Source organism: Streptomyces nogalater, assembly GCF_039532885.1.
In the GTDB taxonomy this organism is placed as follows: domain Bacteria; phylum Actinomycetota; class Actinomycetes; order Streptomycetales; family Streptomycetaceae; genus Streptomyces; species Streptomyces nogalater.
Window position 1 is genome coordinate 114686 of record NZ_BAAASM010000032.1, and the last position, 16423, is coordinate 131108.

Below are 16423 nucleotides of genomic sequence, written 5' to 3' on the forward strand. Positions count from 1 at the left end.
GAGGGGACGCATGTCGGAGGCGGAGCGGGCGGGTACATCTCGTCAGGAGACTCGTCAGGACAAGAGCGAGCGGCGTCTCCTCGCCGGGCGGTACCGGCTGGGTGATGTGCTGGGCCGGGGCGGTATGGGCACGGTCTGGCGCGCCGAGGACGAGACCCTCGGCCGGACGGTCGCCGTCAAGGAGCTGCGGTTCCCGTCGAACATCGACGAGGAGGAGAAGCGGCGCCTGATCACGCGCACCCTGCGCGAGGCCAAGGCGATCGCCCGGATCCGCAACAACAGCGCGGTGACGGTCTTCGACGTGGTCGACGAGGACGACCGGCCCTGGATCGTCATGGAGTTGGTCGAGGGCAAGTCCCTGGCCGAGGTCATCCGCGAGGACGGGCTGCTGAAGCCGAAGCGCGCCGCCGAGGTGGGTCTCGCCATCCTGGACGTGCTGCGCTCCGCGCACCGCGAAGGCATCCTGCACCGGGACGTGAAGCCGTCCAACGTGCTGATCGCCGAGGACGGCCGGGTCGTGCTCACCGACTTCGGCATCGCGCAGGTCGAGGGCGACCCGTCCATCACCTCCACCGGCATGCTCGTCGGCGCGCCCTCCTACATCTCCCCGGAGCGGGCCCGCGGCCACAAGCCGGGACCGGCGGCCGACCTGTGGTCGCTCGGCGGTCTGCTCTACGCGGCGGTCGAGGGCACGCCGCCCTACGACAAGGGCTCGGCGATCGCCACGCTCACCGCGGTGATGACCGAGCCGCTGGAGGAGCCCAAGCACGCCGGACCGCTGCGGGACGTCATCTACGGCCTGCTGACCAAGGACCCGGCCAAGCGGCTCGACGACGCCGGGGCCCGGGCCATGCTCAACGCGGTGATCCACGCGCCCGAGCCGGAGGCGATGGACGCCACCCGGGTGGTTCCGCTGCCGGTCCAGCCCGGCGGGCCGGAGGGCAAGCGGGGCGAGGAGGCGGGCGAGAAGCTGCGCGGCGCGCTGCGCTCGGTGCGCAAGGCGGCGGGGGCGGCCACCGGCGCCGCCGCCGCGCGGACCAAGAGCGAAACCGCGCCGCCCCCGCCGCCCGCCCCCGGCGCGCTGCCGGGCGCCGGTGCGGCCCCGGGGACCGGGGGAGCCGTCACCGGCGGGGCGCGGCCCGGTGCCGGTGGTTCCCTCGGCGGGGCGCGGTCCGGTTCCCCCGGCGGGGCGCGGACGGGTGCCATAGGGGCGCCCGGGGGTGCCGCCGGGCCGAACTCCAGCGCGAACAAGCCGGCGTCCGGCTGGCCCGTCGTACCGCCGCCGGACCTGGACCTGCCGCCACGGCCGGTGCCGAGGGCTCCGCTGACCGATGTGGTGCCCAAGCGCACGCTGGTGGTCATCGTCGCCGTAGTCGTGCTCGCGGTGCTCGGAACCGTGCTGGCCTTCGCGCTGAGCAACAGCGACGGCAACGGCAAGGACAGCGGGGCCAAGCCCGCGGCCGGTGCCGGCTCGTCCGCCAAGCAGGACGAGGACGCCGCAAAGGACCCGGGCGGCGGGCCGCGGACGGACGGCGCGACTTCGGCGTCCACCGCCACCGGTTCCGCCACCGGTTCCGCCGCGGAGAACGGCGCGAGCCCGGGCCCCGGCGACTCGGGCGACTCCGGCGACTCCGCCGCGTCCGAGGGCGACGACGGCGGGAGCGCGCCGGCCGAGAGCACCCGCAAGGGCGGCCAGGGCTACTCGATCGGACTGCCCAAGGGGTGGAAGTACCAGACCACCGGCCGGTCCGGGGACCGCTACACCGGTCCCCGCGGGCAGAAGCTGCTCGTCGCCTGGACCGGTACGCCCAAGGACGACCCGGTGGCGGACTGGCGGAACCAGGAGCGGTACATGGTGCGCTCCCAGTACCACAAGGTGCGCATAGAGAAGGTGGGTTACCGCGGCTGGAACACGGCCGACTGGGAGTTCACCTATGTCGACGACGGCACCAGGTTCCGCACCATCGACCGGGGTTTCGTGGTGAACGACCACCTCGGCTACGCGCTGATGTACACCGCGCGGGACGCCGACTGGCACGGCGACCTGCGCAAGGACACCTGGAAGACGCTGACGGAGTCCTTCGAGCCCAAGTCGTAACCGCCTCCCGCCGGTTTGCCGCCTGATAATCCGTCATCCGCACCGTGCGGGTTGCCTGTGGCACGTATCGTGAAGGGTCGCGGACCGTACGCGGCCGCAGGCGGGCGCGAAACGCGTCGAGGGACGAACGGACACGACCAGCCGGGCGGCCGAGGGAGGCACAGTGGACGACTACGCGGGTCGGGTGCTCGCCGACCGCTACCGCCTGCCGCTGCCGCCGTCCGACGCCTACGAGTTCACCGAGAGCCGCGCCTTCGACACCTACAGCGGCCAGGAAGTCCTCGTCCGGCAGGTGCCGTTGCCGGAGGTCGTCGAGGCCGAGGTGCTCGACGCCGAGGGGCTGCCCGAAGGGTTCACCGCCCGTGAGCGCCCGTTCCGCCGGCCGCCGGAGGCCAGGGCTGCCACCCGGCAGCCCGCCGACCCGGCGGTGCGGCGCGCCGTCGAGGCCGCGCAGGCCGCGGCCAGCGTCCCCGACCATCCGCGCCTGGACCAGGTCTTCGACGTGTTCGCCGAGGGCGGGTCCCTGTGGATCGTCAGCGAGCTGGTCGCCGCGCGTCCGCTGGCCGCCCTGCTCACCGAGCGGCCGCTGACGCCGTACCGGGCGGCCGAGGTCGCCTCCGACGTGCTCATGGCCCTCCGGGTGCTGCACGCCCATGGCTGGGTGCATCGCAACATCACCGTCCGCACGGTTCTGGTCTGCGACGACGGCCGTGTGGTGCTGACCGGTCTCGCGGCCGGCGCGGCGGAGGAGGCGCTCTGCGGGTACGACCCGGTACCGGCCGCCGAGGATCCGGCGGGAGACGGAGGCGGAGGCGCGGGGGAGGCCCTCGGTGCCGGCCCTGCCGGGCAGGCGGGCCGGCCGGGGGCGGACGCGGGCGACACCGGGGGCCCCGCGGGACCCTCCGGTTCCGGCGGTGCCGCGGGTGGTGTGGCGGACGTCGATCCCGAGGCCGCGCGGCGGGCCGCCATCCGGGCACGGGCCGCCGGGGCGCTGTCGGCGCCCGGCGGGGACGGGGTCTCCGGCGCGGCGGGGCAGCCGGCTCTGGAGACCGGTTCCGACGTCCGGGCCGCGCGGGCCGGGGCCATCGCCGCCTACCGCGCGGGCGCCCGGGCCGCCGCCCGGGTGTACGAGGCGGAGCACAGCCGGCGCCCCGCCCTGCCCGGCGCCCGCCCACCGTCCGACGCCACCGCACCTCCGGAGCCTCACGGCCCCTCGGAGCCCACCCCTGGCCCCGGCCGCCCCGTCGAGTCTTACGGTTCTTCCGAGTCCGGTCTCGTCGCCGGTCTCGGGCCCGTCCGGCGTTACGACCCTGTGCCGTCCTTGGACGCAGCCCCTGCCCCGGTCGCCGCCCCCGTCCCCGGCTGGGAAACCCCCGGTGCCGTACGCCGGGGGCCCGGCAGTGCGCTGGCCGCCGAGCGGGCCCGGCAGGTGCGGATGGCCGTGGTGGGGCCGGTCACCGAGCGGTGGGCGCCGGAGCAGGCCGGGCCCGTGCACGAGAACTGGCAGCTGGCCGCGCCCATCGGCCCCGCCACCGACCTGTGGGCGCTGGGCGCGCTGCTGTTCCGCGCCGTACAGGGACACGCGCCGTACCCGGAGGAGTCCACGGCCGAGCTGGTGCAGCTGGTGTGCGCCGAGCCGCCCGCCTTCGCCGAGGAGTGCGGGCCGCTGCGCCCGGTCGTGGAGTCGCTGCTGCGTCAGGACCCCACAGAGCGGCCGGACGTGGAAGAGCTGAGCGGCTGGCTGCGCTCCCTGGTGCGGTCCGCGCCGGAGCCGGAGGCCGGTACCCGGGTCGTCCCGGTGCCGCCCGCCGACCCGAGCCGGCTGCCGATCGTGCGGCGCCGGGGCGAACTGGTGCGGCGCCGCCGCCGCGCGGGCGCGACCGTGGCGGGCCCGCACGGCCGGCACAAGCGGGCCCCGGAGGGCGCCCGTTCGCCGCGCAGCCTCGGCCGGACCCTGCTCCTGCTGGTCCTGCTCCTGCTGGCGGGCGGGATCGCGTACGCGATGCTTTTCATGCCCAAGCAGGAGACCGGCGGGGACCGTACCGGCAGCACGGGGCGGACCGGCCCGCTGCCCACGCACACCCGGCCGCCCTCCGCCGGGCAGAGCACCCCGGACGAGGGCGGCTCCGCGCCGGCGACCGAGACCCAGACCGGCGGGAACCCCGCCGTACCCGACGGTTTCACCCTGCGCGAGGACCCCGACGGCTTCCGGGTCGCCGTCGCCGAGGGCTGGGACCGTACCCCGAGGAACGGCAGCGGCCAGGTGGTCTACGCCCGGGGGGAGTTCGAACTGATCGTCGTACCGGGCCGGGACGGCGCGTCCGCCTACGGCGGCGACCCGATGGTCTACCAGCGGGACAAGGAGCGGGAACTCCAGCCGTACCGCGACTCCAGCTGGTCCACGGCGAGCGGTCTGCGGACCACCGAGGTGGGCGGACGGACCATGGCCGAGGGGCAGTTCACCTGGACCGACGGGCGGGGACGGGACCGGTTCGTGCGGAACATGGCGCTGCTGCTGAACGGCCGCTACCACATCGTGCAGGTGCGCGGTCCGGAAGGCGAGCGGGACGAGGTGACCCGGCTGTACGAGCAGGCCGTGGCGACGTATCGCTACACGGGCTGAGCTGCGCGTACCCAGCGGCCGCGGTTCCCTCTGTCGCGTGGAAACGACCATCGTCACAGTGCGGTTACCGGTGCACCCCGCTGGTTCCCTGGGGGGAGGCCGGTCCTTAGTCTGGCCCTGTCAAGAGCATTGCGGGGCAACGTGAATCAGAAGCAGGGTCTGCTCGTAGCAGGCCGCTACCGGCTCGCCGATTCCATCGGCAGCGGCGGCATGGGCCGGGTGTGGCGCGCCCACGACGAGGTGCTGCACCGGATGGTCGCGGTCAAGGAGCTGACCGCCGCGCTCTACGCCTCCGGTGGCGACCGGGCCGTGCTGCTCGCCCGTACCCGTGCCGAGGCGCGGGCCGCCGCGCGCATCAACCACTCCGCCGTCGTCACCGTGCACGACGTCCTCGAACACGACGGCCGGCCGTGGATCGTGATGGAGCTGGTCGAGGGCGACTCGCTGGCCGACGTGGTCAAGGAACGGGGCCGGGTGGAGCCGGCGGAGGCCGCCCGGATAGGGCTGTGGGTGCTGCGGGCGCTGCGCGCCGCGCACGCCGCCGGGGTGCTGCACCGGGACGTCAAGCCCGGCAACGTGCTGCTCGGCACGGACCGCCGGGTACTGCTCACGGACTTCGGCATCGCCCAGATAGAGGGCGACTCCACCATCACCCGCACCGGGGAGGTCGTCGGCTCCGTCGACTACCTGGCCCCCGAGCGGGTGCGCGGGCACGACCCCGGACCGGCCTCCGACCTGTGGGCGCTCGGCGCCACGCTGTACACGGCGGTCGAGGGACGCTCGCCGTTCCGGCGGACCTCGCCGCTGAGCACCATGCAGGCGATCGTCGAGGAGAACACGGACGAGCCGCGTCACGCCGGTCCGCTCGGACCGGTCATCGCCGCCCTGCTGTGCAAGGACCCGGCCGGACGGCCGAGCGTCGAGGAGGCGGAGCGGATGCTCGCCGAAGCGGCGGAAGGGCGCGACCCGCGCACCACGCGGGAGTTCCCGCCGAGCCGGGGCGCGGGCGCGCACACCCCCGGGACGGCCGGTCCGGGCCACGGACCGGCCGGTTACCCGGCCGGCGGCACCCTCCCCGGGGGTCCGGCGGGCGCCACCGGTTCCGGCACCGGCCCGACGGCCGTGGCACCCGTACCGCCCGGCCCGGCGGGCCCGGTGGGCCCATCGGGCGGCCCGGCCCCGGCCCCGGTCCGGCCCCGCCGCCGGCTGCGCACCCTCGCGCTCGTCGTCACCCTCGCGGCCGTACTCGGCGCCGGCGCCGCGGTGGGCGTGCAGAAGTGGAACAGCGCCACCGGGGAGGGCGGCGGGACGAACGGCGGCCCGGCCACGTCCTCCCCCTCCGCGGGCGGCGGCGCCACGCCCGGCACCGACGGCACGATCCCGGCGTCCTGGCGCCGGTACGACGACGAGTGGGGCTTCAGCCTCTACCTGCCCAAGGGCTGGTCGCGGAAGGTCGTCGGGGTACCCGGCGACCTCCGGCAGGTCGACTACACCCCCGACGGCGGCGAGCACTTCGTCCGCATCGCCATCGACACCTCGCCCGACTTCAGGGACGCCTACTCCCACCAGCTCGACCTGGACGGCCAGCTCGCCCGGCGGCTGGCCGACTACCGGCGGGTCCGGCTGGAGAAGAACGTCTACCGGGACCTCGGCGGCTCCGTGTGGGAGTACACCTGGACCGCGCTGGCGAAGGACATCGCCTCCCCGGGGCCGCGACGCGCCGTGGAGGAGACGTACATCTCGCGCGACGGCACCGAGTACGTGATCTACATATCCTCGCCCGCCGCGGACTGGGACCGGACCAGCAAGCAGTTCAAGGCGGTGCTCCAGGGCTGGCAGGAACCGCGCTGAGCCGGCCGCCCCGGACCGCGCCGTCCGCGCCGGGAACGGTTGTCCGACCGGTGATCGCGTGTCCCCGGACCACGACCGGATTTCGAGGACGCGGGCGCCCGCTGCGGCATGATGGGGCGCATGGGGACCGAGGGAGCCGGCTTCCGGCTGATCGCGGGCCGTTACCGCCTGGAGGAACGCGTCGGGCGCGGCGGCATGGGCGTCGTGTGGCGGGCGAGCGACCAGGTGCTGGGCCGTCAGGTCGCGGTCAAGGAATTCCTTCCGGACGACTCGCTCCCGGACGACGACGCGCGCCGCCGCCGCGACCGTACCTTCCGCGAGGCCCGTGCGGTCTGCCAGCTGCGGCATCCGCACATCATCGTCGTGCACGACATGGTGGAGCACGACGGCCGGCCGTACCTCGTGATGGAACTGGTCGACGGCCCTTCGCTCGCCGAACGGATCGCCCGGGACGGCCCGGTCGACGCCGTCGAGGCCGCGCGGATCGGCATCGCCCTGCTGAGCGCGGTGCACACCGCGCACGAGGCAGGGGTGCTGCACCGGGACATCAAGCCCGCGAACGTCCTGATCGAGTCCGGCACCGACCGGGTCGTCCTCACGGACTTCGGCATCGCCCAGGTCGAGGGCGCCACCACGCTCACCGAGACCGGTTCCTTCGTGGGCTCGCCCGAGTACACCGCGCCGGAGCGGATGGCCGGGCTGCGCACCGGGCCGGAGTCCGACCTGTGGTCGCTGGGCGCGCTGCTGTGCACGGTGCTCAGCGGCGAATCGCCGTTCCGGCGCGACTCGCTGGGCGGCATCCTGCACGCCGTCGTCTCCGCCGAGATCCGCCCGCCGGCCCAGGCCGAGCCGCTGCTGCCCGTCGTCCTGGGGCTGCTGGAGCGTGACCCCGACCGGCGACTGGGCGCGGCGGACGCCGAGCGGATGCTGCGGACGTACCTGGAGACCGGCCGGACACCGGCCGCGCCGGGCGGCTACGGCACGGCGGGAGCGCACGGCGTCGGGCGCCTGCACCGGATCGGCGGCCGGATCCACAAGGCCCCGGTGTCCTACTCGCCGACCCGGCCGGACCTGCCCCAGGGCGGCCCGCCGCCGCCCGGCCCGGCCCACCCGACGGCACAGCCGCCCCCGGCCCGGCCGGCCCCGCGCGGGGTGCTGGTGGCGGCGCTGCTCGTCGCCGCGCTGGCCGGGGCGGGCGTGTCGGCCGCCACGCTGCTGCTGCACCAGAGCGGGGACGCGGGCGGCGGCACCCCGGGCGGCACGGCCACCACCCCGGCGACCGGCACCGGCACGGCCACCACCGGTCCGACGCCCTCCCCGACGGTGCCCCGGACTCCGGCCACTCCCTCACCCGGTACCGGCTCGCGCACCGCGCCCTCCGGTTACCGCACGGCCCACGACCCGGCCGGCTTCTCCCTCGCCGTCCCGGAGGGCTTCACCCGCAGCTCGCGCGGTGAACGCGTCTTCTACCTCTCGCCGGGACAGACCTTCCGCCTCGGCGTCAAGGTCACCGGCCCGCAGCCCGGCGGCCCCCGGGGCGTGCTGGAGCGCTCCGCCGCCGCCGGCCCCGAGAACAACCCCGGCTACCACGACGGCCGGGTCACCCCCACCACGCACGCCGGACACCGGGCCGCGTTCTGGGAGTTCACCTGGACCGGCTTCAGCGCGGCGGAGGGCCCGCGCCACACCTTCGACCTGTGCTGGGAGGAGAACGGCCGGCTGTACGACGTGTGGGTGTCGGCGCCGGTCGGCAAGGTGCGCGAGGCGCGGGAGTACTTCGACGTGGCCGTGGACACCTTCGCGGCCGGCGGGTGAGAGCCGCCCGCTTCGACAGCGGCGCGGTGCGCGCGGTACTGATGGGACATGACCGAAGACGGCGCACACCCGCCCGACGCACGTCTGATCGGCGGCCGTTACCGGCTGACCGGACACCTCGGCACCGGCCCGGCCGGCATCGTCTGGCGGGCCCTGGACGAACAGCGGCGGACGCCGGTCGCGCTCAAGGAGCCGCTGCTGCCCGGTGATCCGGTCACCGACGAGGAGAGCCGGCGCCTCGCCCACCGGCTCCACCACGAGGCCCGCGCCGCCACCCGGGTGCGCCACCCCTCGGCCGTGACGGTGTACGACGTGGTCACCGAGGCCGGAATCCCCTGGATCGTCATGGAGTTGGTGGCGGGCGAGTCGCTGCGCGAGGTGCTGGCGCGCGGGCCGGTGCCGCCCGCCGAGGCCGCGCGGATCGGGCTCGCCGTGCTCGGCGCGCTGCGCGCCGCCCACGCCGTCGGCATCGTGCACCGGGACGTCAAACCGGCCAACGTCCTGCTGGAGTCCGGCACCGGACGCGTCGTCCTGACCGACTTCGGCATCGGCGACGGGCCCGCCGGGGCCGCGCCGGCCGGCTTCGTGGCCCCCGAGCGGGCGGCCGGGCCCGGCGCCGGACCGGCCTCCGACCTGTGGTCCCTGGGCGCGCTGCTGCGCACCGCCGTCGGGGACACGGACCCCGGGCCGCTGGGCCCGCTGCTGGACCGGCTGCACGCCGAGGAGCCGACGGCCCGGCCGGACGCGGCGCGGACCGAGGCCGCACTCCGCGACTGCGCGGGCCTCACGTCCGCACCGGAACCGCCCCCGGACACCCAAGCCCCGGCCGCCGTACCGGCACCGGCACCGGTGCCGGACGTCCAGGCCCCGGCCCCCGTACCCGTACCGGCACCGGACGTCCAAGCCCCGGCCGCCGTAACGGAACCGGGACCGGCACCGGCACCGGACGTCCAAGCCCCGGCCGCCGTCCCCGAACCGCCCCCGGTAGCCCAGGCCCCGGCCCCCGTACCGCCCCCAGACGTCCAAGCCCCGGCCCCCGTACCCCAACCGCCCCCACAAGCCCAGGCCCCGGCCGCCGTAGCGGAACCGGTGTCGGGCCCCCAGGCACCGAGCCCCGGAACGGAGCCCGATCGCATGGCCGCGCCGGCGCCCGCCCCTCGTCGCCGCAGTCCCTTGGGCCCTCTCGCCCTGCTGTTGGCGAAAAAACCCGGGGCCGACTGATCGTCGCCCCGCCAACGCCCTGATCAGCGCATTCGATGCCAGTGATCACTGGCAGGTTGTGAGCGGACGGTGAATCCGCGTTACCGACGGGTACACAAAGGCCGCGCCGCGGCATACCCTGCGCGTCATGACGGACACGCAGGCCCCGGACACCGCCGGTACCAACCCGCTCGCGCCCGCCCCCGACGGCGCCCGTACCGCCGCCGACGTGGTCACCCCGCAGTTGGTGGCCCGGCTCACCAAGGGCGTCACAGGCTCCGGCCGTACCGCGAGCCACGCCCCGTTCACCGGCGAGAAGCTGGCCGACCTGCCCGAGTCCACCCCCGAGGACGTCCGGGACGCCTTCGCGGCGGCCCGCGCCGCGCAGACCGCGTGGGCGGCGACCCCGGTACGGCAGCGCGCCGCCGTGCTGCTGCGCTTCCACGACCTGCTGCTGGAGCGGCAGGCCGAGGTCCTGGACCTGATCCAGCTGGAGACCGGCAAGGCCCGCCTGCACGCGCACGAGGAGGTGCAGGCCGTCGCCGTCGCCGCCCGGCACTACGGCCGCCGTGCCGCCGCCTATCTGCGGCCCAAGCGGCACACGGGCGCCGTCCCGGTCCTGACGAAGGTCACCGAACTGCGCCACCCGCGCGGGGTCGTGGGCCAGATCGCCCCCTGGAACTACCCGCTGGAGCTGTCCGTCGGCGACGCCCTGCCCGCGTTCGTCGCGGGCAACGCCGTGGTGATGAAACCGGACACGGAGACCTGCCTCACCGCGCTGTGGGCGCGGGACCTGCTGACCGAGGCCGGGCTGCCCGACGGCGTCTTCCAGGTGGTCCTCGGCGAGGGCCCGGTCGTCGGCCCGGAGCTGGTCCGGCACGCCGACTACATCTCCTTCACCGGCTCCACCCGCACCGGCCGCGAGGTCGCCGTCGGCGCCGCCTCCCGCCTGGTCGGCGTCTCCCTCGAACTCGGCGGCAAGAACGCCATGCTGGTGCTCGACGACGCCGACATCGAGAAGGCCGCCGCCGGTGCCGTACGGGCCTGCTTCTCCTCCGCCGGCCAGCTGTGCATCTCCATCGAGCGGCTGTACGTCCACGAGTCCGTCGCCGACGCCTTCCTGGAGCGGTTCGCCGCCCGCACCAGGGCCATGCGGCTCGGCAACTCCCTCGCCTACGGCGCCGACATGGGCTCGCTGGTCGGCGAACGCCAGCTGAAGACCGTCGAACGGCACGTCGAGGAGGCCGTTGCCAAGGGCGCCAAGGTGATCGCGGGCGGCGTGGCCCGTCCCGACATCGGCCCCTACTTCTTCGAGCCCACCATCCTCGACGGCGTCGAACCCGCCATGGCCGTCTGCGAGGAGGAGACGTTCGGCCCGGTCGTCTCCGTCTACCGCTTCCGGACCGACGACGAGGCCGTGGAGCGCGCCAACGCCACGCCGTACGGCCTGAACGCCTCCGTGTGGACGACGAACGCCCGCCGCGGCCGGGACATCGCGGCCCGGCTGCGCACCGGCACCGTCAACGTCAACGAGGGCTACGCGCCCGCCTACGGCAGCGCCCAGTCGCCGATGGGCGGCATGAAGGACTCCGGCCTCGGCCGCCGCCACGGCTCCGAGGGCATCCTCAAGTACACGGAGGCCCAGACCGTCGCCGAGCAGCGGCTGCTGCCGATGGCGCCCTCGCTGGGCATGGACGACGAGGCGTACGCCCGGTTCATGAGCACGAGCCTCCGCCTGATGAAGGCCTTCCGGTTCAGGTAACCGGCCTCAGGGGCGCGGCGAACCGCGCGAGCAACCACAGACGGCCCGCACGCACCACTCAACGAGGAGAACACGTGCCCGAGGACGCCTACGATTACGATGTCATCGTCGTCGGCTCCGGCTTCGGCGGCTCGGTGTCCGCCCTGCGCCTGACGGAGAAGGGCTACAAGGTCGGTGTGCTGGAGGCGGGCCGCCGCTTCACCCGCGCCACCCTCCCGAAGAACTCCTGGGACCTGAAGAACTATCTCTGGGCGCCCAGGCTCGGCATGTACGGCATCCAGCGCATCCACCTGCTGGGCAACGTCATGGTGCTGGCCGGCGCCGGCGTCGGCGGCGGCTCGCTCAACTACGCCAACACCCTCTACGTACCGCCGAAGGCATTCTTCGACGACCCCCAGTGGCGGCACATCACCGACTGGCAGGAGGAGCTGAAGCCGTACTACGACCAGGCCCGGCGCATGCTCGGGGTACGGCTCAACCCCACCACGACCCCCTCCGACGTCCATCTGAAGGCGGCGGCCGGGCGGATGGGCGTCGGCGACACCTTCCATCCCGCCCCGGTGGGCGTGTTCTTCGGGGACGGCAAGGACGCCGACGGCAAGGTGACGGCCCGGCCCGGCGAGCGGGTGAGCGACCCCTACTTCGGCGGGGCCGGGCCCGACCGGCGGGCCTGCACCGAGTGCGGCGAGTGCATGACCGGCTGCCGGCACGGCGCGAAGAACACCCTCAACGAGAACTACCTCCACCTCGCCGAGAAGGCGGGCGCGGTCGTCCACCCCATGACCACCGTCGTGTCCGTCACCGACGACTCGCGCGGCGGCTACGCGGTGGCGACCCTGCCGACGGACCGCGGGCGGAAGGCCGAGGGCAGGGTGTTCACCGCCCGCCGGATCGTGCTCGCGGCCGGCACCTACGGCACGCAGACCCTGCTGCACCGCATGAAGGCGGGCCGTCAGCTGCCGTACCTGTCGCCCCGGCTCGGTGATCTGACCCGCACCAACTCCGAGGCGCTGGTGGGCGCGCAGACCGACGACCGCCGCTACCGCCGGGCGACCGGCGCGCCGAGGGCCGACTTCACCCGGGGCGTCGCCATCACCTCCTCGATCCACCCCGACGAGAACACCCACATCGAGCCGGTCCGCTACGGCAAGGGCTCCAACGCGATGGGCAGCCTGTCCATCCTCCAGGTGCCGTACGCGGAGGGTTCCTCGCGCGTGCTGGCCTGGCTGGCGAACGCGGCCCGGCACCCGGTCCAGGTCGCCCGGTCGCTGTCCAACCGGCGCTGGTCGGAGCGGACCATCATCGGCCTGGTCATGCAGTCCCTGGACAACTCGCTGACCACGTACCTCAAGCCCGCCGGGCTCGGCAGGGGCCTGCTCACCGCCCGGCAGGGGCACGGCGCGCCCAACCCCAAGCAGATCAGGGCCGCGACCGAGGCCGCCTCCGCGCTCGCCGCCGAGATCAACGGCTTCGCCGGCAGCAACATCGGCGAGCTGATGGGCACCCCGCTCACCGCGCACTTCCTGGGCGGCTGCCCCATCGGCGACTCCCCGGAGACGGGTGTGATCGACCCCTACCACCGGCTCTACGGCCACCCCGGCATCTCGGTCGTGGACGGTGCCGCGGTCTCGGCGAACCTGGGCGTCAACCCTTCGCTCACGATCACCGCGCAGGCGGAGCGGGCGATGTCGTTCTGGCCGAACAAGGGCGAGGAGGACCCGCGCCCGGCGCAGGGCGCGGCGTACGAGCGGCTGGCGCCGGTGGAGCCGAAGGCCCCGGTGGTCCCGGCGGACGCGTTCGGCGCGCTGCGGCTGCCGTTCCTGGGGGTGCCGGCGGTGCCGCCGAAGAAGTGACCGGCACGAGGGACGGGACCTGCATCCCCCTCCGAAAGCAGGTCCCGGCCATCGCTTCTTGATCCGGCAGGTTGGATCAGTCACGGGCTGGAAGGGTTGCTCGGAATCGCCGCCCTCGATATGTGATCTCGATCACATCCTGAGGGGTGGACAGGCCCTGGGCAGGGCGAAGGGCCCCGCGGGACGGAGGGGCCGCGGGGCCCTTGCTCGGTCGGCGCCCATGCCCGGTGCCGGCGCCACGCCGCGTACTGTCCACGGCTTTCCTGCGTTCTGCTGTTTCTGCGTTCTGCTGTTTTCCGCCGGCCGGCCCCGGGCGTCCCCGGAGCCGGCCGTTCTCTTGGATGACCGGGCTGCTGTCCCCTGCCGTCCGGTCATGTCCCGGAGCGAAGGTCCCATGGCGTACGGCACGACCCGTACGCCTCATCGCTCCGGTGAGCCACGCGTGGTTTCGGTCGCCCGCCCCTGGCTGGCACGGACACCCCCTCAACGAAGGGGTGCGCGGGCCGGTCACGGCACCGTACGGGTGAGAGCGGGGCCGAACTCAGATGCGACCCCGGCACAGCTCCAGCAGGGTCATGGCGAGGCCCGTGCCGGGCTTGCCGAGGGCGTCCCGGTAGCGGGCGAGGATCTCCAGCTCGCGGGACAGGTGCACCCGCCGCCCGCCGGAGGCGATCCGGGTCTGCTGGACGACGGCGGAGACGGCCATCCGCTCCTGGATCAGGCCGATGATCCGGTCGTCGAGCGCGTCGATGCGCTCACGGGCGTCGGCGATGGCCGCTTCCGGGGTGGTGGTGGTCATGCGGGGCTCCTCGGTCGGGGTGACGGAAAGCCCTGGGACGACGGAACCCGGAAAACGACAGGCGCCCCGGGCCTTGTCGGCCCGGGGCGCCTGGGAAGTCGCTTGGCGGTTGGCTCAAGCAGCACGACCATGGCAGCCGGCGGGCCGGATGCCATAGGTAAAGACGAAGGTCGAGTGCTTGCGCATGCGGTCAGTATGCCACGGCGGCTCGTCTCGGAGGTCCGGCGGCCACCCCGTTAGAATCGGAAGTACAGACCCCCGCCCGACCACCAGAAGGCACCCCGTGTCATCAGCGACCCAGTCTGCCGCCACCCCCGACACCGTCCTGGTCGTCGACTTCGGCGCGCAGTACGCCCAGCTCATCGCCCGTCGCGTCCGCGAGGCGCGGGTCTACAGCGAGATCGTGCCGAGCACCATGCCGGTCCGCGAGATGCTCGCCAAGAAGCCCGCGGCGATCATCCTCTCCGGCGGCCCCTCGTCGGTGTACGAGGAGGGCGCGCCCCGCCTCGACCGCGAGATCTTCGAGTCCGGCGTCCCCGTCTTCGGCATGTGCTACGGCTTCCAGCTGATGGCGCAGGCCCTCGGCGGCACCGTCGACAACACCGGCGCCCGCGAGTACGGCCGTACCGACCTGCACGTCTCCCGGACCTCCTCCACCCTCTTCGAGGGCACCCCGGAGGAGCAGCACGTGTGGATGTCCCACGGCGACGCCTGCTCCGCCGCCCCGGAGGGCTTCGCGGTCACCGCGTCCACGGACGTCGTCCCGGTCGCCGCGTTCGAGAACGACGACAAGAAGCTCTACGGCGTCCAGTACCACCCCGAGGTCATGCACTCCACGCACGGCCAGCAGGTGCTGGAGCACTTCCTGTACCGCGGTGCCGGGCTGCGGCCGGACTGGACCACCGGCAACGTCATCGAGGAGCAGGTCCAGGCCATCCGCGAGCTGGTCGGCGACAAGCGCGCGATCTGCGGCCTGTCCGGCGGGGTGGACTCCGCCGTCGCCGCCGCCCTCGTGCAGAAGGCCATCGGCTCCCAGCTGACCTGCGTCTACGTCGACCACGGCCTGATGCGTAAGGGCGAGACCGAGCAGGTCGAGAAGGACTTCGTCGCGGCCACCGGCGTCCAGCTGAAGGTCGTCGACGCCGAGGAGCGGTTCCTGAAGGCGCTCGCCGGGGTGACCGACCCCGAGGAGAAGCGCAAGATCATCGGCCGGGAGTTCATCCGCGTCTTCGAGCAGGCGCAGGCCGAGATCATCGCCGACGAGGGCCCGGCCGTGGAGTTCCTGGTCCAGGGCACCCTCTATCCGGACGTGGTGGAGTCCGGCGGCGGCACCGGCACCGCGAACATCAAGTCGCACCACAACGTCGGCGGTCTGCCCGAGGACCTTGAGTTCAAGCTGATCGAGCCGCTGCGCAAGCTGTTCAAGGACGAGGTCCGCATGGTCGGCAAGGAGCTCGGCCTGCCGGAGGAGATCGTCCAGCGCCAGCCCTTCCCCGGCCCCGGCCTCGGCATCCGGATCGTCGGCGAGGTCACCAAGGAGCGGCTGGACCTGCTGCGCGAGGCCGACGCCATCGCCCGCGAGGAGCTGACCGCGGCCGGCCTGGACCGCGACATCTGGCAGTGCCCGGTGGTCCTGCTCGCCGACGTCCGCAGCGTGGGCGTCCAGGGCGACGGCCGCACCTACGGTCACCCGGTCGTGCTGCGCCCCGTCTCCTCCGAGGACGCCATGACCGCCGACTGGTCCCGGCTGCCCTACGACGTCCTGGCCCGCATCTCGACCCGGATCACCAACGAGGTCCGGGACGTCAACCGGGTCGTCCTCGACGTGACGAGCAAGCCCCCGGGGACGATCGAGTGGGAGTAGGCCCTAGGCGCGCCTGAGCGTGCGCAGGGGCTCACCGGGCCGCCAGACCTGGACGACCAGATACCTGTCGTCCTCGACGTAGGTGCGGACGACCTCCGTCGGCTCGGTGCGGAAGAGGTGGAACGGCCGCGGCGGTTCCACCTCTTTCACATAGGCGGCCTTGGCCGGGCCCTCTCCGACCTCGTACGCCCGCCCGCTGATCCGGATGTCGCCGCCGCCCATGTCCGTGCCGTCACCGGGGTTGGCCTGGAGGCCGAACCGCGGGTCGCGCAGCAGGTCCAGGGCCTTGAGCGAGCGCGGCATCATGCCGAGCCACAGCTCCCCGTCCAGGAACCGCACCTCCAGGCCGGAGGTGCGGGGCGAGCCGTCCCTGCGCAGGGTCGCGAGGACGTGGTGCCGGTACGCGCCGAAGCGCTCCTCGGTGATCGCCGCCAGCTCGGGCGCGGCGGTACGGAAGGCTGTCCAGTTCATACGTGACAGCCTGCCGCCCCATCCCGACATCTTCTGTCGGGTATTCATCGCACACGTCATCTTTACCGGCCGGCTCTGCTCTTTTGC

The 16423-nt window shown here is 74.0% G+C and carries 10 protein-coding genes; 8 read left to right on the forward strand and 2 right to left on the reverse strand.

The genetic code is table 11. The features are described 5' to 3' along the window. The first annotated feature begins 10 nt into the window (after nt 1–10). The 7 genes from ABD350_RS22005 (at nt 11) to ABD350_RS22035 (ending at nt 13202) form a co-directional block, all read left to right on the forward strand. Nucleotides 11–2098 carry a serine/threonine-protein kinase gene (locus ABD350_RS22005; protein WP_344349942.1) on the forward strand — a complete coding sequence of 696 codons (2088 nt, stop codon included), beginning with the start codon at nt 11–13 and terminating at the stop codon, nt 2096–2098. Nucleotides 2099–2261: 163 nt separating this feature from the next. Then, nucleotides 2262–4721 carry a protein kinase gene (locus ABD350_RS22010; protein WP_344349943.1) on the forward strand — a complete coding sequence of 820 codons (2460 nt, stop codon included), beginning with the start codon at nt 2262–2264 and terminating at the stop codon, nt 4719–4721. Nucleotides 4722–4931: 210 nt separating this feature from the next. Continuing rightward, the gene (locus ABD350_RS22015; RefSeq protein WP_382467104.1) at nt 4932–6572 is read left to right on the forward strand and encodes a serine/threonine-protein kinase; all 1641 of its coding nucleotides are present in this window, start codon (nt 4932–4934) and stop codon (nt 6570–6572) included. Between the two features lie 120 nt (nt 6573–6692). Further along, nucleotides 6693–8387: a protein kinase domain-containing protein gene (locus ABD350_RS22020; protein WP_344349946.1), complete on the forward strand. Its 1695-nt coding sequence runs from the start codon at nt 6693–6695 to the stop codon at nt 8385–8387. A 48-nt stretch (nt 8388–8435) separates the two neighbouring features. After that, nucleotides 8436–9608 (forward strand): serine/threonine-protein kinase, encoded by a 1173-nt coding sequence (locus tag ABD350_RS22025; RefSeq protein ID WP_344349947.1) that lies wholly within the window; start codon nt 8436–8438, stop codon nt 9606–9608. Between the two features lie 127 nt (nt 9609–9735). After that, entirely contained in the window at nt 9736–11349 is a 1614-nt protein-coding gene (locus ABD350_RS22030) for a succinic semialdehyde dehydrogenase (protein WP_344349948.1), read from the forward strand. Between the two features lie 74 nt (nt 11350–11423). Further along, nucleotides 11424–13202, forward strand: coding sequence for a GMC family oxidoreductase N-terminal domain-containing protein (locus ABD350_RS22035; protein ID WP_344349949.1), 1779 nt, complete (start codon nt 11424–11426; stop codon nt 13200–13202). Between the two features lie 541 nt (nt 13203–13743). On the opposite strand, the gene ABD350_RS22040 is transcribed toward ABD350_RS22035, so the two are convergent. Continuing rightward, nucleotides 13744–14001, reverse strand: a complete 258-nt coding sequence (locus ABD350_RS22040; protein ID WP_344349950.1) for a chorismate mutase — start codon at nt 13999–14001, stop codon at nt 13744–13746. Between the two features lie 283 nt (nt 14002–14284). On the opposite strand from ABD350_RS22040, the gene guaA reads away from it, so the two are divergent. Further along, nucleotides 14285–15865, forward strand: a complete 1581-nt coding sequence (gene guaA, locus ABD350_RS22045; RefSeq protein WP_344349951.1) for a glutamine-hydrolyzing GMP synthase — start codon at nt 14285–14287, stop codon at nt 15863–15865. 3 nt (nt 15866–15868) lie between these two features. Here the strand turns inward: guaA and ABD350_RS22050 are convergent, their stop codons facing one another. Next, on the reverse strand, nt 15869–16336 hold the full coding sequence (locus ABD350_RS22050; protein WP_344349952.1) for a pyridoxamine 5'-phosphate oxidase family protein: 468 nt from the start codon (nt 16334–16336) through the stop codon (nt 15869–15871). Nucleotides 16337–16423 lie beyond the last annotated feature (87 nt).

Bases quoted from the DNA above. Each gene is read 5' to 3' on its own strand.
- ABD350_RS22005 (WP_344349942.1), top strand. From the start codon at position 11: ATGTCGGAGGCGGAGCGGGCGGGTACATCTCGTCAGGAGACTCGTCAG.
- ABD350_RS22020 (WP_344349946.1), top strand. From the start codon at position 6,693: ATGGGGACCGAGGGAGCCGGCTTCCGGCTGATCGCGGGCCGTTACCGC.
- ABD350_RS22015 (WP_382467104.1), top strand. From the start codon at position 4,932: ATGGGCCGGGTGTGGCGCGCCCACGACGAGGTGCTGCACCGGATGGTC.
- ABD350_RS22040 (WP_344349950.1), bottom strand. From the start codon at position 14,001: ATGACCACCACCACCCCGGAAGCGGCCATCGCCGACGCCCGTGAGCGC.
- ABD350_RS22030 (WP_344349948.1), top strand. From the start codon at position 9,736: ATGACGGACACGCAGGCCCCGGACACCGCCGGTACCAACCCGCTCGCG.
- ABD350_RS22050 (WP_344349952.1), bottom strand. From the start codon at position 16,336: ATGAACTGGACAGCCTTCCGTACCGCCGCGCCCGAGCTGGCGGCGATC.
- ABD350_RS22025 (WP_344349947.1), top strand. From the start codon at position 8,436: ATGACCGAAGACGGCGCACACCCGCCCGACGCACGTCTGATCGGCGGC.